Source organism: Marinifilum fragile JCM 15579 (assembly GCF_001310955.1).
Classification (GTDB): Bacteria; Bacteroidota; Bacteroidia; order Bacteroidales; family Marinifilaceae; genus Marinifilum; species Marinifilum fragile.
Genome location: NZ_BAZX01000007.1, coordinates 127,602 through 151,350, shown reverse-complemented (window position 1 = coordinate 151,350; position 23,749 = coordinate 127,602). Strand labels below are relative to the sequence as shown.

Genomic DNA, 23,749 nt, shown 5'->3' with positions numbered 1-23,749 from the left:
GTGCTAACCTACGCAACTACTCATAATCAACACCCTTAGGCAAAATATTTATGAAGACACAGAAAAATACAAACCTATGGAAAAGATTAAAATAATACTGACTGTAATATTATCAATAATATTCATTGATAATTTACAATCACAGAATAGTAAAGTTTTTCCAGATTCTACATGGTTAAAACACGATACAATTGAAAATGTCGGTTATGATTCAAAGAAATTTAATGAAATAAACCGATTCATAATTGATAGTTTAAATACAACTGGATTAGTTGTGATAGTTGACGGAAAAATTCTATTTGATTATGGCGATATAGATGAATTAAGTTATATCGCATCTTGCAGAAAAAGTATATTATCAATGATATACGGGAAATATGTTGAGAATAATACCATCAATTTAGATGAGACTTTAGAAGAACTTGAATTTGATGATATTCAAGGATTGCTCCTATCGAGAAAAAGGCAACAGTCCGAAATTTAATAACAGCAAGGTCAGGAATTTATCATCCTGCTTCTAATGAAGGTAGTGATAACAAAAACAATCCAGGAAGAGGCTCGATGAAACCAGGAACATATTTTTTATACAACAATTGGGATTTTAATGCTGCAGGGGCAATTTTTGAACAACAAACCGGACTAAACATCTATGATGCATTTAAGAAAGACATTGCTATTCCAATACAAATGCAGGATTTTGAAAGAGAGAAACAAGAAAAATCGGGGAATCAGCGAAAATCTAAATATTTAGCCTATCACTTCTGGTTTTCTACTCGTGATATGGCTCGATTAGGATTGTTAATGTTAAATATGGGGAATTGGGATGGAGAACAAATCATTCCAAAAGATTGGATAAAACTTATAACGAGTGTTACAACTTCAACTGATGAAATGAATTCATATTGGTGTAAAGAAGGTAATTATGCTTATGGATACATGTGGTGGATTTGGGAAAAGTATAATAATCCTGATTTAGAAGGTGCTTATTTAGCAACAGGTGCATATGGGCAATACATTTTGGTAATCCCTAAATTAAATATGGTGATCGCACATAAGACTAAATCAGATTATAAGCGAAATACGGATAAAGATTCATTTGAAAAATTGGTCTATAAAATACTTGATTTAAAAATGAAATAACTACTTTGCCTAGCATTGCATATAAAACATATGGCGGACAATTATAATGGCATTACATTTATAAACTTTGCAGCGGTTTGATTGGAAATTGCTTTGAAATGCCAAATGCTTCATATCCTTATCCGTTCAAAATGAAAATAATCTATTTACTACTCTTAATTACATTATTCTCTGCGAACCATAGTTATGCGGGAAAAATCAATCTGTCTTAAACTCCGTTAATAATCATACAAACTCTCCCACGAAAGAGCAAATGATTGAAACACCATACCATCTGTATGATAATTTAAAAAGTGAAAACTATTTAAATGCAAGACAGTATTTTATTGATTTGAAAGAAATTAACGATGAGAATTTCATTGAAATTGTATCGGACCTAATTGAAAAACAAGAAATATCGAAGGAAGGAATACAAATACTTTCATCTAAAGTCCAATTCGGTAAACTCGAAAAAGTTTATGGTCAAAAAGGTGTTTCAGAAGCTTCAAGAAAAGATTTGAACATTAATAATTGTTACGGGATTTTTATTGAGAATACAAATATAGAGGCTATGGCACTATGGGATGGAAATCATTTCAAGTTTTTCAGAATTGATAGTATTGGAAGACTAAAATAGTACATTGGATAAGACAGAGTAAAAAGCGCAGTCCTACCCTACCAAGCCAGCACTGCGTTTTTTACTCTAGCCTTTGTGCCCAATTTAAACAAAAGAACTGAAAAATTGGCAGCACGGCAACCCACGAAATGTTACAAGCAAGCCCAAAATAGACTATATTAAAGGAATAAAACATGTAAACCGATGAATGAACTAGAATATAGAATTGAAAAAGATACAATGGGTGAGGTAAAGGTGCCAGCTCATTGTTATTGGGGTGCTCAAACAGAACGTTCTCGTAATAATTTTAAAATTGGTCCCGAAGCGTCGATGCCCAAAGAAATAATTCATGCGTTTGCATATTTAAAAAAGGCAGCAGCGATGACAAATCATCAATTAGGTGTATTGGCAGCTGATAAAAAAGAACTGATCGGAAATGTATGTGATGAAATTATTGCAGGCAAACATGACAAGCAGTTTCCTTTGGTAATATGGCAAACTGGTTCGGGGACGCAATCCAATATGAATATAAACGAAGTAATTGCTAACCGGGCACACGTAATGCAAGGTAATAAGTTGGGAGAAGGCAAACTGTATATTCATCCCAATGATGATGTCAATAAATCGCAATCGTCCAATGATGCTTTTTCATCTGCTATGCATATTGCGGCATATAAAATTGTAATAGATAAAACTATACCAGGAATAAATGCTCTGAAAGATACATTGCACCGTAAATCGCAAGAGTTTAAGAACATTGTTAAGATAGGACGTACACACTTCATGGATGCTACTCCACTTACCTTAGGTCAGGAGTTTTCGGGGTATGTACAGCAACTTGTTAATGGTATCAGGGCCATTAAAAATGCACTGCAAATGGTTCGTGAATTGGCCTTGGGAGGAACGGCGGTTGGCACAGGACTAAACACACCAAAAGGATATGATTTATTAATAGCACAAAAAATTGCAGAGCTCACTGGTATCCCATTTATTACTGCGCCAAATAAATTTGAAGCCATTGCTACTCATGATGCTATGGTTGAATTATCAGGAGCATTGAAACGTTGTGCTGTTTCATTGATGAAAATAGGGAATGATATTCGTATGTTGAGTTCTGGTCCCCGTTGCGGTATTGGTGAAATTATTATACCAGAAAATGAACCAGGTTCATCTATTATGCCTGGAAAAGTTAATCCTACGCAAACCGAAGCCTTAAGCATGGTATGTGCCCAGGTAATGGGAAATGATGTAGCCGTTTCTATCGGAGGTTCAAACGGACACTTTGAATTAAATGTATTTAAACCACTTATTGGCACGAATGTTTTGCAATCAGCGCGTTTGATTGGTGATGCCTGCGTTTCGTTTAACAATAAGTGTACAACAGGCATTCGTCCCAATATCCCTGTGATAAAGCAACATCTTGAAAATTCCCTTATGCTTGTAACAGCTCTTAATTCACACCTCGGCTATGAAAATGCCGCTAAAATTGCAAAAAAAGCTCATGCAGAGGATAAAACATTGCGGGAAGCAGCGATTGAACTCAATCTTTTAACTCATGAGCAATTTGATAAATTGGTGAAGCCGGAAGATATGTGTGGACCAATAGACTAGTTGATGTTTTAATACGTCTATAGCAAAACGATTTATGAAATAACTGCACCCTACTTAAACTAATATTTATGGAGTGAGGAAAAAAGAATGATTGGAACAATTAGAATCGCCGTTCTCATTTTAAGACCATTTGAGAAAACTGTCCATCCATTGACGAAATTTGTCCATTTTCGAAAGCTTTAATACTCCCAATCTTTGTATTGTCGATATTGACAAACAATATTTAAAGCAATTTAAAATGGAAAATTTAATTAAAACAGAATTTAAAGTTCCAACAAGAGAGCAAGTATCTTCTACAAACCAAGAGATCTTTGATGGTTTAAACAAAGCTTTGGGAATGGTTCCAAATCTTTATGCAACATTAGCCTATTCCGACCATGGCTTAAAACGATATTTGGATTTCCAAAATTCTAAAACATCCTTATCCAACAAAGAGAAAGAAGCAGTTAATTTAATTGTAAGTCAAGTAAATGGTTGTATTTATTGTCAAAGCGCGCATTTGGTCCTCGGTAAAATGAATGGGTTTGACGATGCCCAATTGTTGGATATCAGAAAAGGGAAAAGTGAGAATGCTAAATTAAACGCTCTGGTAAAATTGGCGGCAGAACTTACCAAAAATAGAGGTAATGCCAGTACTGGAAATGTTGAAGACTTTTTTAATCAAGGTTATACCAAAGAAAATTTGGTTGATCTTATTCTTCAAATTAGCGATAAAACTGCGATGAACTATTTACACAATCTTACTAAAGTTCCTGTAGATTTTCCCATTGCACCAGCCTTATAATTTATCAACAAAAGAAGGAGAAATCGTAATTAATGTATTTCTCCTTCTCTATAAAAAACAGAACAATGAATATAGAAGAAAAAAGATATCCACTCCCCCCTTTTACATTGGAAACCGCTCTTGAAAAAGTGAAAAAAGCAGAAGATGCATGGAATAGCAAAGATCCTGTGATCGTATCAAAAGCTTATACCATAGATTCCGAATGGCGAAACCGGACTCAATTTATCAATGGACGAGAGGAGATTGTCAAATTTCTGACTGACAAATGGAAAAAAGAAAGGAATTATAGATTAAAAAAAGAACTTTGGGGATTTCGTGGAAACAGAATGGCTGTAAGATTTGAATATGAATTTCAAGATGAAAACAACCAATGGTACAGAGCCTATGGAAATGAGCTTTGGGAATTTGATGAAAATGGATTGATGCAAAAACGTTTTGCAAGTATCAATGATATGAAGATTGAGGAAAGTGATAGAAAGTTAATGTAACTTTGGACTTATGATACAAAAAAATAGTTTCACTCTTATTAATCCACAAACAGGAAGTTTGGCTTTCAAATTATTCTATTTCGAAAAGAATAACCCTTTTGACCATATTCAAAGATTGAATTATTACTCAATGGTTTGGATAACAAAAGGAAAAGGAAGTGTAAAAGCAGATTTCTCTGAGTATAACTTCAAGGAAGATGTACTATTTTCATTTTCACCTTATCAACCCTTTATGCTTAATCTAAATGGAGAAATCAAAGGTTGGGTTATCAATTTTCATCCGGATTTCTTCTGCATTCACAAACATCACAAAGAAGTAGCTTGTAATGGTGTATTGTTTAATAATATTTACAATCCTCCTTTAATTCAAATTGATGAGAAGACAAGAATAAACTTTGAAACTGTAATAGAGCAATTGAAGACCGAAATGCAAAATCCTGCATTGGCACAATATGAACTATTGATTTCCTATTTAAAAATATTCTTGATTACTGCATCGAGACTTAAAATCGAACAGCATGCAAAAATACATGAGGTAGATGCAGAAAAGGAAAAACCTTTCATTTTACAAAACCTAAAAAACGCTATCGAGCTACATTATAAAACTAAGCATTCTGCACGTGATTATGCCGATATATTATCAATAACACCTAAAGCCTTAACGAAACTAACTAAAACTCATTTAAACAAAACCCTGACCAATTTAATTACGGAACGAATAATTATCGAGGCTAAGCGAGAATTATATTTAACTAATAAAACGATAAAGGAAATTGCTTTTGAATTAGGATATAATGATGAATATTATTTTAGCCGATTTTTCAAAAAACATTCAGAAGTTGCACCACAACTTTACAGAGAAACTGTTGGCTTTGACAGGGCTAATGCAAGCTTGTGAAAATAAAAAATGAACACACTACATTTTGTATTAGTAAAGTTAGAAATGGAGCTAAACTTCAACGCTTGTAGCATTTAATCTGCCACAGGGTTTACTCTAAATCTTCATGATCAAAAGTGCATCAGCCAACGGTGCGAATAATTAATAACAAAAAAAGTGATTAATATTAAGGCGTGCCAAACGGCATGACGGTTAGACAGGAAAATAAGCTGGAATTAATTCTCCAATTACATCAATTAACACTAAAACTTCATGAATCTTTTTTATAGAATACTTATACCTTTAATTTTCAGTATTATATCCTATTATGCTTTTGGACAGCAGAATAATGACAGGTGGGAGAAAACATTTTCGAAAAAAGGAGTCGGATTTGTACGATTAGGTGACGATTTAGAAACTACAATTATCAACTTAAAGAGCTATTTTATTATAGAAGTCGATAGTATCCCTGTTGGGTTTTTTAACAATGGTAAATACGAACAAATATATGTTGCAAAAGACCATAACAACAAAGTAGTATTTAAGTTTACACGATCAGTAACATTAAATACAATTAATTGCATCGAACTTTATTGCGAGTCATATACATCGAATAAGGGTTTAAAAATTGGCTGTACTATTAAAGATGTAAAAGAAAAATACAAGAAACTTAAAGTCAATTATTTCTTTGATTATGGGTTATATGTATATCCCCGCAATACAAATTATGCGTTACGCCTGAGTACCAATTCACTTTCAGGCTCAGCACAAGAACAGGATAATTACGAAGAGGTAACATCTGAATCAATACCAGATGAATTGGTTATTGATATGATTGCTATAGTTGATAAAAATGCTGACTCGAGAAAAAACAAAAAACTTTTAAAACAACAAGATTAACTTATGCCCGTTTGACAGGAAACTACCTCTCAATCTGCCATTACTCATACAATTTTCCCTAGGCAATCCCAATACTCTCCTCTCCCAAATCATTTTGTCTTTTTTTAATAATAACAATCAAAATCATTAAATAATATGTAAGTTTAATCAACGATCTTTAGTGTAAGTTGATAAGGCGCTAGTTTTTCCCGATGGCTATCGGAAACACGATGCCATACCCGCGAAACCTTGTACACCATTTGAAAAAAGCCATAATAATGGAATATAGAGAAAATAAGATAGACGGATTTCTATCCAACTTCATTCGTTGTTTTTGGGAATTTGAAACCCCTACAAAGGATGTTAATTATACCATCTTACCAGATGGTCATTTTGATTTGATCTTTGAAATTAGAAACAATGAGCTTTCAAATATTTCTTTGACCGGCGTGTGGACAAAGCCAATTAAAGTACAAATTGATAAGGATACAAAACTGATTGGAATTCGATTTAAACTAATTGCAGCAGAGTATATTTTCAAGCAGTCAATGAAAAATATTTTGAATACAACAACCAATTTTTCGATAGATTTTTTTGCGCTGAAAAATTTTCCATTTAACGACTTTGACCTTCTCACTGATTACCTTTTAAAAAAAATTAATTACGGCTTAAAAAAACTGAAAGAAATTGATAGCAGAAAGTTCAAATTATTCGAACTGCTATATGAAAACAAAGGGAACCTAAAAGTAAATGAATTGGCAGAAAAAACTTTATGGAGCAGTCGTCAGATTAACCGATATTTCAATGCAAAATTTGGTTTCTCGTTAAAGACATTTTCAAATATTTTGAAGTGTAATTCTACTTACCGCCAAATTGCAAACGGAAAATTATTCCCGCAACAAGATTATTTCGACCAAGCACATTTTATTAAAGAAATAAAAAAGTATACGGGTACAACTCCCAAAGAACTGTATAAAAATGAAAACGACCGATTTTTACAATTATCAACCCTTATGACTTCATAGTTTTGCTTTTACAACTAACAAAAAGATTAAAAATGAAAGCAAACAAGTTAACACCAAATTTTCAAGTAAAAGACATTAAGGAAACTGTAAACTTCTACCAATCCGTACTAGGGTTTTCTCTTATTATGGCAGTTCCCGAAACCCAAGATGCAATTGAACAATTTGTCGCAGACAACAAAGAGTATGTTTACGCTTTGGTGTCGAAAGACAAGGTAGAAATGATGTTTCAGCGAAGCGATAGTTTTAAGAGTGATGTGAAAATGGCAAAAGATATTTCTTTGGGAGCCTCCGTTTCATTCTATATGGAAATAGATGGTTTGGACAATTTCTATGATGAAATAAAGGATAAAGTTTCAGAAATAACCGAACCAAAACTAGCATGGTATGGTATGAAAGAATTTTACGTGAAAGATCCCAATGGCTACATACTTGGATTTGCTGAGAAATCAGAACAATAAATCGACATTGGATATTGAAAAATTAAACTGATACTAGCAATGTGTATAATGAATAGTAGGTTCCCACCTCGCTTGTTACTCCTCTTATACGGAAAATCATTACCACACAAACTTGAAAAAACAAAATAAGATGAACAAAGAATCTTTCCTTCGAGAATTTATGGATGAAGTTTGGAATAAAAAGAAACTTGAAAAAATTGAGCAATATGTCCATAATGAATATACAATCCATCTCGACCCAGGCGATCCTTGGGAAGGGAAAACATTATCCCATTCCGAATTTAAGAATCGTATGGAATTAGGTTCATTCGAGCCATTTCCTGATATGAATTTTGAAATAACTTTTGCAATTGAAGAAGAAAGTTGTATGGCGGTCACTTGGATTTTAACAGGAACAAATCTTGGACAAATTGGGGAATACCCCCCAACTAAAAAAGCCATTAATATAAAGGGAATTACCATTTATCATTTCAAAGACAATTTGATAAATGGTCATACTCAGATTTTCGACAGAAAAACAGTTATGAAACAATTAGGGGTTATATAAAGGAAAAATATTAAGGACGGTAACATTGAACTGTTATCCCGATCCAATTCCAGTATCACCAAGAAAATTTGATTTCTTAAAGAATATTCTGGAGAATGAGAAGATTGATTCGGCCGAAGAAATTTAAAATAACTAAAGAGACACTATGTAAGGCGTCTCTTTCCTATTATACCTTTATATAGTATTTCTGCATTCTTCATTCCCCGAGTAAGAAGAACCACATATGCGATACTCACCTTTAAAATAGATATTGTTAGCAATATGTCTCCCACTCCAAACTTATCAAGAAGGAAAAAGTCCTATAATTGAAAATATAATTTTAAAAGCATAATTTATTTTACAATAGACTAAAATAAATTATCTTAGTGGTATTCAAAGCCCAACAGATGATAACAGGCTGTTATATCTCTTAAGCTGATGACGAGACATACCGCCGTACTGTTAGGCCAAGCATGATAGTACAACCCATTGATTATCGGATTGATACATTTTATTATAAAAATTTATTTTAGAGATGCTCGAAAAAATTATCAATTTTAGTATCAGAAATAAGTTAATTGTAATATTGTTTACATTAACCCTGACGGGATTTGGCTTATTTTCAATTTATCATATCTCAGTTGGCTCTGTCCCGGATGTTACAAATAACCAAGTTCAGGTTATCACCACATCGGGTAACCTATCCACACAGGAAATTGAGCAATTTATAACCGCTCCGATTGAAATGGAAATGGCAAACCTTCCTGGCGTATTGGAAATACGTTCTATCTCGAAATTCGGAATTTCGATGGTAACTGTGGTTTTTGATGAAAGCATGGGAACTTACCTTCCCAGACAATTAATTGCTGAAAAAATTAAAAGTGCTGCCGGGCAAATACCCGAAAACTATGGCACTCCTGAAATGGGGCCAATTTCAACTGGACTTGGAGAAATATACCAATATATTTTAGACGTAAAACCAGGTTATGAAGACAATTACAGCCCTATGGAACTTCGAACCATTCAAGACTGGATTGTAAAACGCAGGCTATCGGGAATCAATGGCGTTGTGGAAGTCAATAGTTGGGGCGGATACCTAAAGCAATACGAAATTTCAATTAACCCGGCATGGTTAAAAAGTGCCAATGTAAACTTAATGGAAGTTTATAACGCTTTAGAGAATAATAACAATATTAGTGGCGGAGCCTATATAGAAAAAAACAAGCAAAGCTATTTTATCAGGGGCGATGGATTGGCCAAAAGTATAGAAGATATCCAAAACATTGTGATTAAAACCAATGATGGTGTTCCTGTTTACATCCGCGATGTTGCTACAGTTCAATTTGGTCATGCCAACCGTTTTGGAGCAATAACAGCCAACGGAAAAGGCGAAACAATTCTTGGTCAGGTAATGATGCTTAGAGATGCCAACTCTAAAGAAGTAATAAAGGCTGTAAAAGAACGCGTTAATGAAATTCAGAATAACCTGCCAGAAGGCGTTTTTATAAACCCAATACTCGAACGCGGCGAATTAATCGCCAAAACATCAGAAACGGTTGTCGAAAACCTTGTCCTGGGTGCAATTATAGTCTTTCTCACCGTACTGCTCCTGTTAGGAAATATTCGCTCCGCATTGGTAATTTCCTCCATGATTCCTTTGGCATTGTTTTTTACCATTTCAATGATGTACGTTTTTGGTATCGATGCCAATCTAATGAGTCTTGGTGCGCTGGATTTTGGAATCATAATCGACGGGGCGGTAATTATTGTCGAATTTATTGTATTGCGGATGAGCCTGATGAGCAAAAAATTAAGAACCGCTCCCGATGATCAACGAAAGCATATGGTAGATGAAATTTCGATAAGAGGTGCATCTAAAATGATGAAATCCGCTATTTTCGGTCAAATCATTATCCTTATTGTTTTCATTCCAATTTTATCCTTACAAGGGGTTGAAGGAAAAATGTTTCAACCTATGGCTTTGGCATTCTCATTTGCCATTATCGGCGCCATGATTATGGGTTTAACATGGTTGCCTGTGGCTTGTTCATTATTCCTAAAGCCCAAGGACATGACTAAAAATAATTTGTCTAAATGGTTATTAGACAAAATTTACGAGCTCTATTATCCAACCATTAAATGGTCGTGTGGACATAAACGGATTGTACTTGGGGTAGCATTGATTTCTTTAATAATTACAGGGATTCTGTTTACAAAAATTGGTGGAGAGTTTGTCCCTACGCTCGACGAAGGTGATTTTGTGATACAACCAGCCTTAAAAACCGGAACATCGCTTTCCGAAACCATAAATATGACAACAAGGATGGAAAACATCCTGATTGACCAATTTCCAGATGAAGTAGAACAAATTGTTTGCCGAATTGGAGCTGCCGAAGTTCCCACCGATCCAATGTCAATGGAAGAAATTGATATGATTATAAAACTTAAACCCAAGAAGCAATGGATAAAGGCAAGTTCGAAGGAACAACTTGCTGGGGAATTTAAAGAGGCTTTGGAAATCATTCCAGGTATTGAATATGAATTCACTCAGCCTATTGAGATGCGCTTTAACGAACTGATTACCGGGGTGCGTGCCGATATTGCCATTAAGCTTTATGGCGAAAACCTTGAATATATCAACCAAAAAGCAAACGAAATTAAAAGCATTGTTGAAGATATTCCAGGTGCCAGTGATGTAATCCTGGAAAAAACAACAGGACTTCCGCAAATTAAAATTGCTTATAACCGACAAAAACTTGCCCGATACAACATGGATGTAAGTACACTAAACACATATCTGTCGGCAGCTTTTGGAGGTAAAACGGCGGGTGTGATTTTCGAAGGTGAAAAACGATTTGACTTAGTTGTTCGCTTGCAAAATAAAAACAGAAAGAACATAAGCGACATTCGTAACCTAATGGTAGAAACTCCACTAGGAGTTCAAGTGCCTCTTTCGGAATTTGCCGAAATTAAATATACCAAAGGACCCGCTAAAATATCGCGTGACAATACGCAGCGCAGAGTTGTGGTAAGCGTAAATGTAAGAAATCGTGATTTACAATCGGTGGTAGAAGAAATTCAACAAAAAATTAATGCCAATTTAAAATTAACACCGGGCAATTATATCGAATATGGAGGTCAGTTCGAGAATCTTAAAAATGCTTCCAAACGACTTGTAATCGCCGTACCTGTAGCCTTGTTACTAATATTTATCTTCCTTCATTTTGCATTTCAATCCTTAAAAGATGCCATTATGATATTTACTGCTATTCCACTAGCAACGGTAGGTGGCGTGGTGTTGTTATGGATTCGGGGGATGCCCTTTAGCGTATCGGCTGGGGTTGGTTTTATCGCTTTATTTGGTATTGCTGTGTTAAACGGAATTGTGTTAATCGAACATTTTAAAGAATTACAAAATGAAGGTGTAAAAACGATGCGTGAACTTATTATTACAGGTACAAAAAACAGGTTACGCCCAGTATTATTAACCGCAGGTGCTGCAGCAATGGGTTTTCTGCCAATGGCAGTTTCAACAGGTGCAGGTGCCGAAGTACAACGACCATTGGCTACTGTGGTAATTGGGGGATTGGTAACATCTACCATGCTCACGCTTATTGCATTGCCCTTGCTATTTGAGATATTTTATAATGTTATCGGTGTTAAGTTTTTCCCATTGCGATTTATAAGATCAAAATCTTTAACTATTATCACATTTTTACTATTTGTACCCTCTATTACGGGATTTGGGCAAACACCAGAGCTTATGAATCTTGAGCAATTATCTCAAATTGCTTTAGAAAATAATGAACAAGTTAAAGCTTTTGCTCTGCAAGCAAAACAAGCAAAAGTGCTCACAAAATCTGCTTATGCAATTCCCAAAACCCTTATAAGTTATGGAACAGACGAAAATAACATTGCCGAAAACGGTCATCCACTTAAAGTATGGAGTATTGAGCAAGAATTAGCATTCCCTACACTTTATTCTGCTGAAAAAAAAGTAAAACGAACCGAACAGTTAATCGCCGAATCGCAATACATTCTCGAAAAAAATAAACTTTTAAAAATGCTGTCTGTGGGATACTTTGAATATGCCCTAATTTCAAAGAAAATTGATATTTATAATGAACTTGATAGTATTTACGGCAAGTTATTGCTACAATACAAAAAAAAACTTGATCTTAAAGATGTTAGCAATTTAGAATACCTGAATATTAAATCGAAGCAAAATGAAATTGGTGTTGTGCTTGAAAGGTTTCAGAATCAACTTGATATTACTTTTCAGAAACTGAAAACCATTGTGAATTCACCCAATGAATTTATCTTGCCAAAATGCTGTGAGTTGCACCCTTACGGTACATTCAATGCTGATTCTCTTGAGATTTTCAACTATTATAACTTGCAAACAGAAAAAGCAACTTCGCTTGTTAAGGTTGAAAAAAACAAATTATTACCTAATCTTAAATTCAATTATTTTCTGGGGTCGAATTCTTACGACCAAGCTAAGACTTACCACGGGTTTGAAGTAGGAATTGCAATACCTGTGTTTTATGGAAGTCAAAAAAGCATGTTGCAGTCGGCAAAAATAAACCTTGAAGCTGAACAGAATAAAAAAATCAGTATTACTAAACAAGTAAAAGCAAAGTTTTATGAATTAAATGCTTTATTAGTTCAAAGTAAAAACCTGATTGAACGATACGAAAAAAATGAATTGCCCCTTGCCTCTGAGATAAAACGCACAGCTTTAAAAGCTTATGAATTAAGAGAAATTGATTTTTTCAACTTTGCAAATAGTTTAGAATCAGCATTAAAAATTGAATCGGGCTATTGCGATGTCTTGTTCAATTACAATAAAAATTATCTAGAATTAAAGTATTTTACAAATTGATAGTAGCATGAAAAATTTATACATCATTTTAAATACACTCTTCCTTTTTGCAGTAGTTTCATGTAAACATGAAGTTAAAAACGAAGTAGAAGCTGATGAAAACCTTGTTGAAATTTCGAAAGTACAGTTTCAGGAAGAAAACATGGTATTAGGGAAAGTAGAAAAAACAGAGATAAAAGAGCAGGTGGCTTTTTCAGGTAAGATTGTTCCAAAAATAAATGGGATTGCCAAAATAAGTGCACCTGTACCAGGAAAAATTATATCTGTTCAGATAAGAGATGGGCAATATGTAAATGCCAATGAAAGCTTGCTAGAGATTGGAGGAAACGAGTTAATTGATTTACAACATGCTTTTGCTTCGTCATCGGCCAAAATAAAACAGTTAAACTCAAACTATGATAAAGCAAAAAAACTTTTTGATGAAAACATTAAAACAGAAACTGAGTATTTACTTGCTGAAAGTAACTACAAAGTTGAACTGGCAAATTACAATGCTTTAAATGCAAAGCTTCAAAATATTGGATTAAAGCCAGCAAACATTATAAACGGAAAATATGTTTCACGCTATAGCATTAAATCTCCTATTGCAGGTCAAATAAGCGAAATAAACGTTATCAACGGACAAAATGTAAACACAGAAACTGAAATCATTGAAATCACAGATAACACCAAAACCGAATTACATCTCACCTTATTTGAAAAAGATTACCAGAAAATTAAAATCGGACAAAAAGTCCAATTTTGGGGCATAGACAAAAATACATCTAAATCTCTTGCAACAATAGTTCGAATTGGAGGTAAGCTTAACTCAAACTCAAATACAATCGATTGCTTTGCTTCAATCTCAGACAAAGCAAGTACTTTTGCTATCAACCAAATGGTAAATGGAGAGATTATTGTATCTTCAGATTCTGTACCTGCAATTTCTCAAACAGCAGTTTATACTATTGGAGATAATCACTATGTTTTAATCAAAAAATCAGAAGGCGAAACCAATTATCAGTTTGAAAAAAAGAAAATAAGCACCGGAAAATCCTCAGATGATTATATTGAAATTTTAGAAATTATTAAAGAAGAAATATTGATGAATGGGACCTATAACATTAGTATAGAATGAAGAAATGCGATCGCTTAACGAACAGGTATACATGCCCAGGTTCCATTCTGCTGGAAAAGCTTAGCTGTAATTAAAAAGATATAAAGTATGACAAATCAATTAAAAGTTTTCATTCTAATTCTCACAACAATCTTAACGTCATTGTCGTGTAAAAATGAAACCCATAAGAAAAATCAAACAACACAAACTAAAAATACGGAAAGTGTTGCTATAACAGGTAATTATGTGTCTGAAGGTTATGTAAATCGTAAACATGGAAGTGATTGGGTATCTGTAGCTGTTACTAAGCTTGATAATGACAAGTTGAACATCTCAGTCCGTTCACGAGCCGACATAAAAAAGCCTACTTGTACTTTTGATGCAACTGCACAAAAAGTTGACAATAGAACCTATGAAACTCAAATTGACGAAAAAAGCGTTTTATTCCTATTTTTAAAAGACGAATTATCCATAAGCACTAAAAACGAAGCTGATAAAGATTTACTCTATTTTTATTGTTCTGGTGGGGCAAGTATTGCCGGAACATATCAAAGAATTGACGAAAAACTTGACGAGACTCAAATCGATAAAACACAATTCAGTAAAATCCTTAATTTACAAAGCATTGGATTTAATATTTCGAGTGTATATAAAGATGGAAACAATCAGTTAACAGTTTTAACCTTTGGCCTACCACATGATTACAATGAAATTTTTGACATTGGAAATAATATAATAGTCAATGCTGAAGTTGAAGACTTAAATGCCGATGGTTCACCTGAACTAGTTGTTTTTGCCCAAAGCCAAGACAAATCAAAAAAAATAACAGTTTATGCATTTTCGGTGAACAACCAAACATCAATGAGCCAAGTCTATTTTCAACCAACCGAAAAAAACACAAAAATAAACAATGGTTACAACGGAAATGATGAGTTTGCTTTGGTAGAGAACTATTTGGTACAACGCTTTTCTATCTACAAAAACGGGAACAAAACAGATAAAATGAAGCAAATACAATACAAATTAGTTAACGGAGAAGCTTCTCGAAGATTTGAAATCGCCAAAATAAGTGAATATGATATAAAATAACACTAATAAATTAGGTTCTCGGCTAGATCATTAGCCTAGCTGAGAACCTCTCACCCATCCTGGTAAGAATAATCTATCCGCAATTTTTTTTTATCAGGCATTCATTAGCTCACTCCTTTCGTTACCCTCCTTCAATTTTTGCCTACTCTACTTCTGCACGTTTCACTAAAATAGTGCTAGAATGTTAAGCTTGACAAGAATATCATGACCTCCCCCTCAACATTTGGTCAACATTCATGATAATACAAATATTAAGATTTTTCACACGCAACCTATACCACATTTCACCATCATTCAATCGAATAAAATCAATAAAAAATGAATCAAAGAATATTATTTTCAGCACTAATATTATTCACACTAGTGCTACAATCTTGTTCTTCAAATGTGAACAAGATATTTTGGGTTGGTGGCTATAAAACTGAATGTTCTGCAGGAGCAGGAAAAATACAATGTCTCAATGTAAATAGATCAGAAAGTTTGGACAATCCTAATTGGGAGAATTTCTATACTAATATTAAAAATTTCGAATTTGAAGAAGGATATCTCCAGAAAATAAAAGTAAAAGAAACAAAATTAGAAGAAAATAAAGTTCCTGCTGATGCTTCAACCTTAGAGTATGAACTTATAAAGGTATTGGATAAACAAAAAGATATTCGCACAGAATTAAATGGCGAATGGACTTTAATAAAACTCAATGATGCTCCTATAAACAGAATGGTGGCCATTCCAACAATGACCATTAATCTTTCCAATAATTTAGTCTCGGCCAATGGTGGATGTAATAATTTTAGAGGTCGAATACAATACCTGACTAGCTCAAAAATATCTTTGGGAACAGTTGCTGGCACAAAAAGAGCTTGTATTAAAAAAAATATCGAACCTGAGTTTATCGAAGCCTTGAATTCCATTGCATCTTATCAAATAAAAGGTGAAACGCTCGCTTTTTACAATGAAAATGGAAATAAAATTCTTGATTTTATTAGAGGACAAGGCAACAAACCAAATTCAAGTCTTCATGACATATGGATAACAACAAGAATAAACCAAAATCCTATCAACCGAATGTCTCCAGTGCCAAGATTGGAAATTAATTTATCTGAAATGAAAATTATGGGAAATGATGGTTGCAATGACTTTACAGGAGAAATAGAAGAAGTTTCTACGAAACAGTTGAAAATAGGAAATATTGCTTCAACAAATAAAATGTGTCGAAATATGGAGACAGCCCAATCTTTTAATAAGGCACTGAATCAAGTTACCTATTACAAATTAGATGGATTGAATTTGATTTTGTTTAATAACGAAAATAAAGAAGTATTGGCTTTTTTGAAAGGAGATTAAAATAGACGGTTATGAACAGGTATAATCGTTGTTCAAAAAAATAAGATACAAGCCTTAAAAAAATGTGAGCTCACATTTTTTAAGGCTTTATTTATGTAGGCCTAATTAATTCTATTGATATTTATTTTTAAAGTTCCATAAATTGGGTTAAGATTCTCAAACCAGTTCGCATATTAATCACTTCTTGCCTTTTATGTACCTTTCAAATTTGCTTTCTACTCTTTTGATTGATGATAGAAGTTATCATCCAGGACTCAATTTGAGAGTTGAAAACCTGAAAATTACTTGATATATCAAATATTTTCATATATTTGTTTGATATATCAAGTAATTATGAATTTTAAAACACCCACCAACACAGCTCTCTATTCTATTGAGGAAGCTATAAAGGCATATCGCAAATTAAGTCAGCACAATATTTCTCAAATCGTGCCTAATATTACTGTTGATCAAGCATTGATTCTACTAATACTGGAAAACAATGATAAAACTCAAACTGAAGTAGCAGATATGGTTTTTAAGGATTATGCTTCGATGACTCGTATTGTAAAATTAATGGTCAGTAAAGACTATTTGATTAAAACAGTTGATAATCAAGATAAACGAAAAGCAAAATTGGAAATTACTAAAAATGGGAAAACTATTTTAGAAAAGCTCAAACCAATGATTCAAAGGAACAGAGAAGTTGCCTTAAACAACGTTTCGCATGAAGAACTGGAACAGATGTATAAGACATTAAATAAAATTACCCAAAACTGTAAATCTAAAAAATGAAAAAACTCATTTATTTATTAATTCTAATAGTACTCTGTTCTTGTAAAAACAAGAAATCAAATTCCTTTTCGATTAAAGACCCTAAAGTAACTGAAATAGCAAACTATTTAGAGGCTTTAGAAGGATTAAGCGGTGCGGTTTTAATTGCTAAAAATGATAGGGTCATGTTCAAAAAAGCTTATGGGTTTGCACATTTGGGACATAAAGTTAAAAACAATACAGAAACCAAGTTTTCTTATGCTTCTATTGGTAAATCATTCACAGCAGTTGCTATATTTCAGCTAATTCAAGAAGGAAAATTATCATTACAAGATCCTATCGGAAAATTTCTTCCTGACTATGCTAATGAAACAGCAAGGGATGTGATAACCGTTGAGCTATTGCTCAAACACAAAAGTGGATTGCCTAATTATTTTCATTCAGAGACATACCTAAATACCTCAAAAGATCAATTTAGAACCCTGGAGAGCCTTGAAAAGCTATACGAGAATAAACCGTTAGAGTTTAAACCAAATGAGCAATTTGCTTACAGAAACACCAATTATATTGTTCTTGGCAGAATTATAGAAGTCGCTAGTAAAATGTCTTATGAAGACTATATCAAAAAGCATATTTTCTCCGTTGCAACAATGGAAAACACAGGCGATTTTGATATTGACCTCAACATTGAAAACACAGCTGAAAACTATACGTTGTCAGACATCTATCCCAATCAATTTCAAAAAACAATCTTTATGGGTTCGGCAAAAGGTGGTCCTGCCGGTGGTGGATATTCAACTATTGATGATTTGTATAAATTCGCAAGTGCTTTCAAGAACAATAAACTTTTAAGACCCGACTTAACAAATTTCATGAAAAAGGAACCTGAAAGTGATTGGTACGGATACGGAATGCAATTTGCCGGTGCAAAAGGTTCGGGAATTTATGGACATAGTGGTGGGCATTATGGCGTGGGAGCCGAATGGAGAGTCTTTGAAGAACAAAATTACATTGTGATACTTTTAACCAATAAGGATTTAGACCAAGGTTTTTTTGATGCTCGTTTTTTTATAGAAAAAACCCTTTCTGGTACAACTCAAAAGTTGGATAATTATTTTTTCACTAAAGACGTTGTTCAAACCTGTTTGGATGACAATCTTAAGCAAGCTAAAATATTGGCAGAAGATTCCAATTATCAAATTTCTGAAATTCATTTGAATGCAAAAGGTTATGAAATGATAAAAAGAGGTTTCTATAAAAAGGCAATAGATTTATTTACACTTGAAGCACTATCTTTTCCTGAATCTTATGATGCTTATGATTCTTTAGGAGAGGCCTATATGAAAGATGGACAAATTAAAAAGGCCATAGAAAATTACCGAAAAAGTTTAGAATTGAACCCCGAAAATCAAAATGCAAAAGAAAAATTAACCGAATTACTTAAAATATAAAAAATGGATTATCGCGATACGGTATTTATTGCTGTAGCTGAAAACTTAAGTTTTTCTAAAGCTGCAAATGATTTAAACATTAGTCAGCCGGCAGTAACCAAACATATCAAGGAATTAGAGATCAAATTCAATACAAATTTATTTGAGCGTAAAGGCAATAAAATTTTCCTTACCCGAAAGGGGAAAATTGTATATAATTCATACAAACAGATTGAACAGCAATATCGAGAACTTGAATTTGAAATCAGCCAGTTAAACCATGATATTTCGGGTGATTTTATTATTGGGGCCAGTTCAACTATATCGCAATATCTTATTCCCAAAACCATTGCCTCTTTTCACAAGCGTTACCCTAAAGTAAATATTCACCTTATCAATGGCAATTCTTTTGACATGGAGCAGCTTTTGTTAAATAATAAGGTTGATATTGCCTTGGTTGAAAATCACTCTTCTCAATCAGGCATACGATACAAAAGCTTTCTTGATGATGAACTGATTTTCGTAACTGGTGGAAATAGCATCTATTCCAAACGTAAAGCCATAAGTAAAAATGATTTGCTTCAGTTTCCTATTGTACTAAGGGAAAAAGGATCGGGTACGCTTGAGGTAATTAAAGAAGCTTTGTTGAAACAAAACCTGGATTTTGAGGATCTTAACGTACCCATTCATTTGGGTAGTACTGAATCGATTAAGAACTTTTTGCTTGATTTTGATGGACTTGCAATTGTTTCAGGACAAGCAGTTAAAACTGAATTGTATATGAAAACACTTGTGGAAATAAAGGTAACAGGGGTACATATCCCTCGCCAATTTCGAATTGCTTACAAAATGGGACACAAAAGCAGACAGGTTGAATTGTTTGAAAATTTCCTATCAGGTTATAACTTATAGTTATATAATATAACTATTCAGTATTTGCTTTGATTATATCAAATTGATACTTTTGTAAACAAAAAGTATTAGTATGAACGCGATTAAAGCTCTAAAAAGCACTATTGCCATTGGAAATCAATCAAAGAACTTCAATTGGCCTTATTTAATTATTATTTATTTATGTTTTATGCCGTTTATATCCCCGGCTATAGCACTGTGTGTTGGCCTGGTATTTTCATTTCTGGGAATAAAACATGAAAGCATACATCACTACACATCAAAAATACTTCAGGTATCTATCGTTTTAATGGGGTTTGGAATGAGTTTGTCTGCCGTGATCTCATCATCGAAGGATGGTTTTCTTGAAACTGCAATTTCGGTAACGGTTGTAATGCTACTGGGTATATTTCTGGGAAAACTGCTTAAGGTAGAAAAAAACATTAGTCTGCTTATTGCTTGTGGAACCGCAATTTGCGGAGGTAGTGCCATTGCGGCTGTCGCCCCCATTCTTAATAGTAAAAACTACGAAAATTCCTTTGCTCTTATTGTGGTTTTTGTGCTAAACGCAATTGCATTGCTATTATTTCCTTTTCTTGGACATCAGTTAGGGCTAAGCCAGGAAACTTTTGGCAATTGGGCTGCTATAGCCATTCACGATACCAGCTCTGTTGTTGGTGCTGGAGCAATCTATGGCGAAAAAGCCTTACAAGTCGCCACCACTGTTAAACTTATTCGTGCCTTATGGATCATCCCATTATCCTTGATTGTCGCATTCATGAATCGAAATGGGGAAAAGAAATCGATTCATTTTCCTTGGTTTATTTTGCTATTTGTTCTTGCCATTGTATTTGCCAATATATTTCCCACTTACCAAACAAGTTACGAACACTTTAATTGGCTAGGCAAACGTGGAATGCTGATTGCTTTGTTCCTGATCGGTTCAAATATCAGTGTTAGTGAAATTAGAAAATCAGGCGTTAAAAGTTTTGCACTTGGAATTATTCTTTGGGGAGTGATAGCAGCAGGTTCATTGTTCTTTCTAATTCATTAAGTCATGCCAAACATCTACATTTTTCTGACTGTTATTATTTCGAGTTTAATTAAAGGAGTAAGCGGCTTTGGCTTTGCACTAATTTCTTTACCGATTCTATTGTCATGGTATGAACCCAAAGAAATCATCCCTGTTCTCATGATTTGTAATCTCGTTGCCTCAGTGTTTATCATCTTGCAGAAGAAAAATCAACAATTAATTGATAAAGCATCTATTTCCTTAATCCTTTCAGGAGGGATTTTTACACTTACGGGGGTATTTCTTTTAAAGTATGTTGATGCCAATCGTTTGGTTCATTTTTCAGGAGTGGTATTTTTGGTGATCACCCTATTATCTTTTATCAAAAGCAACAAAAGACATGCTATTTTGCCTGCATATGTGTATCCAATTGTTGGTGCTATTATTGGAACAATAACCGGAATTATTTCGATTAGCGGACCTCCCTTGGCCCTGTTTCTAAATAGAGCAAATGTAGACAATAAACAGTTTAGGGAGATATTTGCATGGTTTAGTGTAGTAACAGCAGTAATTGCAATCGTAGGTTACTATCAGGTTGGATGGCTCACTCCTCAGGTCTTAAAGTTATCTTTGATCTTCTCTCCCATCCTGTTAGCAGGAACCATAGCTGGCAAATATTTTAATGGTATTATGCCAATAAAAAGCTTTCGCACCATCAACATCCTACTTACATTGATTTCTTGTTTTCTGTTGTTAATTCGTTAATCGTTTTTAACAACTAAAAATATAGCGTGAAGTAAGCCATTTGCTGATTCCTGAATACCTATTAGAGTTAAAAAAATTTCTTTGTAACAAATCTTGAATTGTCTTATATTTATAAACTCAAAATGATTCTGCTATTTACCATCATTCAAACTTCACCAATTATTTTACTCATCCTAAAACGTCAAAAAAAATGAAAAAGATTTTGTTTCTATTAATAGCTGTAATGCTAAGTTCTGGATTGTTCTCACAGGATCTTAAAAAAGAAAAAGAGGCAATTAAACAAGTAATTCAAACAGCTTATGTTGATGGTCTTCAAAATGAAGGTGATTTAGATAAAATTGATTCCGGAATCCATCCCGATTTTAGATTAATTGGGATTGGCGAAAACAATAGCATGTGGAGTTTGCCGATTGAAGAGTGGAAAAAGAAAACCAAAAAGAAAAAGGCTGACGGAAAATTTCCACGAACCGGAGATAAAAAAGTTAGTGTTAAATTCGAGAACATCGATATTACTGGCAATGCAGCAGTAGCAAAGATTCAATTCTATATTGGCAAAAAACTAACTTACGCTGATTATATCTCACTATACAAATTTTCCAATGGATGGAAAATGGTAAATAAAATCTACTATAAGTTTCCAGAAAAGAAATAAAGATAATGAAGGAGAAAGCATTCAACTTTCTCCTTTTTTATTTTGTATTCAACACAATGTTGTTTCTTCTATCAATAAAGCTACCTGAAAAAATTAACCCTCCAATAATTCCCATAAAAATATACAGGATTTGTTCTCCCATATTGCTGTAAGAATTCCCTGCGTGTAAAAACACACTGCTCAATCCAATAAATGCTTTACTTCCTGGAACCAGCATAATTATTCCTGGAACCAAATAAACCAATTCTGGTGCTTTTGTAATTTTGCTGAATAGTTTGCTACAGCTTACCGCTACAATTGTTCCGATAAAAATACTAATTAGAATACCTGTAAAATCAAATAAAGTTGTGGTGTAGTAACTTGCAAATCCAGCTATCACGCAAAACAACAAGTCTTTGGGGCGTACTTTAAATACAGGCAATAAACTTAAGGCAAGTAATATTATCGCAAAATAATCTATCCAATTTGGAACATCATTTACTACATCATTAGGACTCAAATCAACAAAGCTGGAAAGCACTGCAAGTCCAAGAACAACACCAAAAAATTGCTTGAATAAAGATACCAACGCGTCAAAGAGTTTTGCTGTTCCGGAAACCAAACTACGAGAAGTGATTTCCTCTAATGCCGTTGTGATGGATAATCCTGGAATAAAAACAATAATTGACGCCAAAATTGTCATGGAGATATTAATCTGCTCAAACTTTAAGGCCAACAAACCAGTTATTATGGTAACTGTGAATGCAACAAGTGATTCCAATGTACTGCGCACATAATTAGATTTTTGTGCAAATAAGGTAATTCCATATACCACTGCCCCAAGTAAAAATGCAAGAAGTGCAGAAACCCAACTTGTATCTAGAATAATACTAAAGGCTCCAGCAGATGTCATAAATGCAAACAGCTCGATTAGCTTACCATAACCCAAAGGAGCGGTTTTTATGTTCTCAATGGCCTGTTTGGCTTCTTCAAAACTAATTTTATTTGACAATACATTATTGGTGATTTCCACGATTTTAGATAATGCACCCAGATTCAGTTCTCCAGGAGGCACACATTCCACATAGTTGAAGGTATGATCATCTTCCTCGTAAAATACGTAGTTAATCCAGGTAGGCGTATCCATAAAACTGCCTTTAATTCCTTTCTTTTCGGAAATTTCGCTTAAATATATCTGTGATTTATATGATGGCACTCCATAAGTATGAAGTGCTTTCCCTAGTTGCACAATAAATTTGTATTGCTGAGGTATTTGCATTATTCTCTTACCATTTTAAAACAGCCACTACGGCTATTGTAATCAAAAATCGCACAAAAATACAATTTAAATCTCTTTCGTAAATATCTTATTTTACCCTTGCTTTTATTTATACAAGCTTATCTTTTTTTTATCTAATTCACAATAGATCAAAAAGCTAGAAATCACACCTAATAACCAAACAATTACAG

The 23,749-nt window shown here is 33.7% G+C and carries 22 protein-coding genes; 21 read left to right on the top strand and 1 reads right to left on the bottom strand.

All coding sequences use genetic code 11. From position 1 onward, the window contains the following. Positions 1-76: 76 nt before the first annotated feature. The 21 genes from JCM15579_RS08080 to JCM15579_RS07980 all read left to right on the top strand — a co-directional run bounded on the left by JCM15579_RS08080 (position 77) and on the right by JCM15579_RS07980 (position 22,300). Positions 77-484: a hypothetical protein gene (locus JCM15579_RS08080; RefSeq protein ID WP_054718351.1), complete on the top strand. Its 408-nt coding sequence runs from the start codon at positions 77-79 to the stop codon at positions 482-484. Further along, positions 445-1,140 carry a serine hydrolase domain-containing protein gene (locus JCM15579_RS08075; protein WP_083464594.1) on the top strand — a complete coding sequence of 232 codons (696 nt, stop codon included), beginning with the start codon at positions 445-447 and terminating at the stop codon, positions 1,138-1,140. The genes JCM15579_RS08080 and JCM15579_RS08075 overlap by 40 nt, the downstream gene beginning before the upstream one ends. A gap of 253 nt (positions 1,141-1,393) precedes the next feature. After that, positions 1,394-1,756, top strand: a complete 363-nt coding sequence (locus JCM15579_RS08070; protein ID WP_054718345.1) for a hypothetical protein — start codon at positions 1,394-1,396, stop codon at positions 1,754-1,756. A gap of 183 nt (positions 1,757-1,939) precedes the next feature. Next, entirely contained in the window at positions 1,940-3,346 is a 1,407-nt protein-coding gene (gene fumC / locus JCM15579_RS08065; RefSeq protein WP_054718342.1) for a class II fumarate hydratase, read from the top strand. A gap of 238 nt (positions 3,347-3,584) precedes the next feature. Beyond that, entirely contained in the window at positions 3,585-4,130 is a 546-nt protein-coding gene (locus JCM15579_RS08060; RefSeq protein ID WP_054718340.1) for a carboxymuconolactone decarboxylase family protein, read from the top strand. A 65-nt stretch (positions 4,131-4,195) separates the two neighbouring features. Further along, positions 4,196-4,618, top strand: a complete 423-nt coding sequence (locus JCM15579_RS08055; RefSeq protein ID WP_157471394.1) for a nuclear transport factor 2 family protein — start codon at positions 4,196-4,198, stop codon at positions 4,616-4,618. A gap of 10 nt (positions 4,619-4,628) precedes the next feature. Beyond that, entirely contained in the window at positions 4,629-5,516 is an 888-nt protein-coding gene (locus JCM15579_RS08050) for a helix-turn-helix domain-containing protein (protein ID WP_054718333.1), read from the top strand. Between the two features lie 252 nt (positions 5,517-5,768). After that, the gene (locus JCM15579_RS08045) at positions 5,769-6,395 is read left to right on the top strand and encodes a hypothetical protein (protein ID WP_054718330.1); all 627 of its coding nucleotides are present in this window, start codon (positions 5,769-5,771) and stop codon (positions 6,393-6,395) included. 257 nt (positions 6,396-6,652) lie between these two features. Continuing rightward, a complete protein-coding gene (locus JCM15579_RS08040; RefSeq protein ID WP_054718327.1) occupies positions 6,653-7,399 on the top strand; it encodes a helix-turn-helix domain-containing protein in 747 nt (248 codons plus the stop codon). A 32-nt stretch (positions 7,400-7,431) separates the two neighbouring features. Beyond that, positions 7,432-7,857, top strand: coding sequence for a VOC family protein (locus JCM15579_RS08035; RefSeq protein WP_054718324.1), 426 nt, complete (start codon positions 7,432-7,434; stop codon positions 7,855-7,857). 112 nt (positions 7,858-7,969) lie between these two features. Further along, on the top strand, positions 7,970-8,404 hold the full coding sequence (locus JCM15579_RS08030) for an ester cyclase (protein ID WP_157471393.1): 435 nt from the start codon (positions 7,970-7,972) through the stop codon (positions 8,402-8,404). 514 nt (positions 8,405-8,918) lie between these two features. Then, positions 8,919-13,268 carry a CusA/CzcA family heavy metal efflux RND transporter gene (locus JCM15579_RS08025; protein WP_054718319.1) on the top strand — a complete coding sequence of 1,450 codons (4,350 nt, stop codon included), beginning with the start codon at positions 8,919-8,921 and terminating at the stop codon, positions 13,266-13,268. 7 nt (positions 13,269-13,275) lie between these two features. Beyond that, a complete protein-coding gene (locus JCM15579_RS08020) occupies positions 13,276-14,385 on the top strand; it encodes an efflux RND transporter periplasmic adaptor subunit (protein WP_054718317.1) in 1,110 nt (369 codons plus the stop codon). 87 nt (positions 14,386-14,472) lie between these two features. Next, a complete protein-coding gene (locus tag JCM15579_RS08015) occupies positions 14,473-15,453 on the top strand; it encodes a hypothetical protein (RefSeq protein ID WP_054718313.1) in 981 nt (326 codons plus the stop codon). A 318-nt stretch (positions 15,454-15,771) separates the two neighbouring features. Beyond that, a complete protein-coding gene (locus JCM15579_RS08010) occupies positions 15,772-16,797 on the top strand; it encodes an META domain-containing protein (protein WP_054718310.1) in 1,026 nt (341 codons plus the stop codon). Between the two features lie 333 nt (positions 16,798-17,130). Continuing rightward, a complete protein-coding gene (locus JCM15579_RS08005; RefSeq protein WP_054718308.1) occupies positions 17,131-17,571 on the top strand; it encodes a MarR family winged helix-turn-helix transcriptional regulator in 441 nt (146 codons plus the stop codon). Next, entirely contained in the window at positions 17,568-19,001 is a 1,434-nt protein-coding gene (locus tag JCM15579_RS08000) for a serine hydrolase (protein ID WP_054718304.1), read from the top strand. The genes JCM15579_RS08005 and JCM15579_RS08000 overlap by 4 nt, the downstream gene beginning before the upstream one ends. 3 nt (positions 19,002-19,004) lie before the next feature. Then, complete coding sequence (locus tag JCM15579_RS07995) at positions 19,005-19,892, top strand: LysR substrate-binding domain-containing protein (protein WP_054718301.1); 888 nt, start codon at positions 19,005-19,007, stop codon at positions 19,890-19,892. Positions 19,893-19,965: 73 nt separating this feature from the next. Continuing rightward, entirely contained in the window at positions 19,966-20,925 is a 960-nt protein-coding gene (locus tag JCM15579_RS07990; RefSeq protein WP_054718298.1) for a YeiH family protein, read from the top strand. A gap of 3 nt (positions 20,926-20,928) precedes the next feature. Then, a complete protein-coding gene (locus JCM15579_RS07985; RefSeq protein WP_054718295.1) occupies positions 20,929-21,648 on the top strand; it encodes a sulfite exporter TauE/SafE family protein in 720 nt (239 codons plus the stop codon). 190 nt (positions 21,649-21,838) lie between these two features. Next, positions 21,839-22,300 (top strand): nuclear transport factor 2 family protein, encoded by a 462-nt coding sequence (locus JCM15579_RS07980; protein ID WP_054718292.1) that lies wholly within the window; start codon positions 21,839-21,841, stop codon positions 22,298-22,300. Between the two features lie 37 nt (positions 22,301-22,337). Here the strand turns inward: JCM15579_RS07980 and JCM15579_RS07975 are convergent, their stop codons facing one another. Beyond that, the gene (locus tag JCM15579_RS07975; protein ID WP_054718289.1) at positions 22,338-23,558 is read right to left on the bottom strand and encodes a threonine/serine exporter family protein; all 1,221 of its coding nucleotides are present in this window, start codon (positions 23,556-23,558) and stop codon (positions 22,338-22,340) included. Positions 23,559-23,749: the final 191 nt, after the last annotated feature.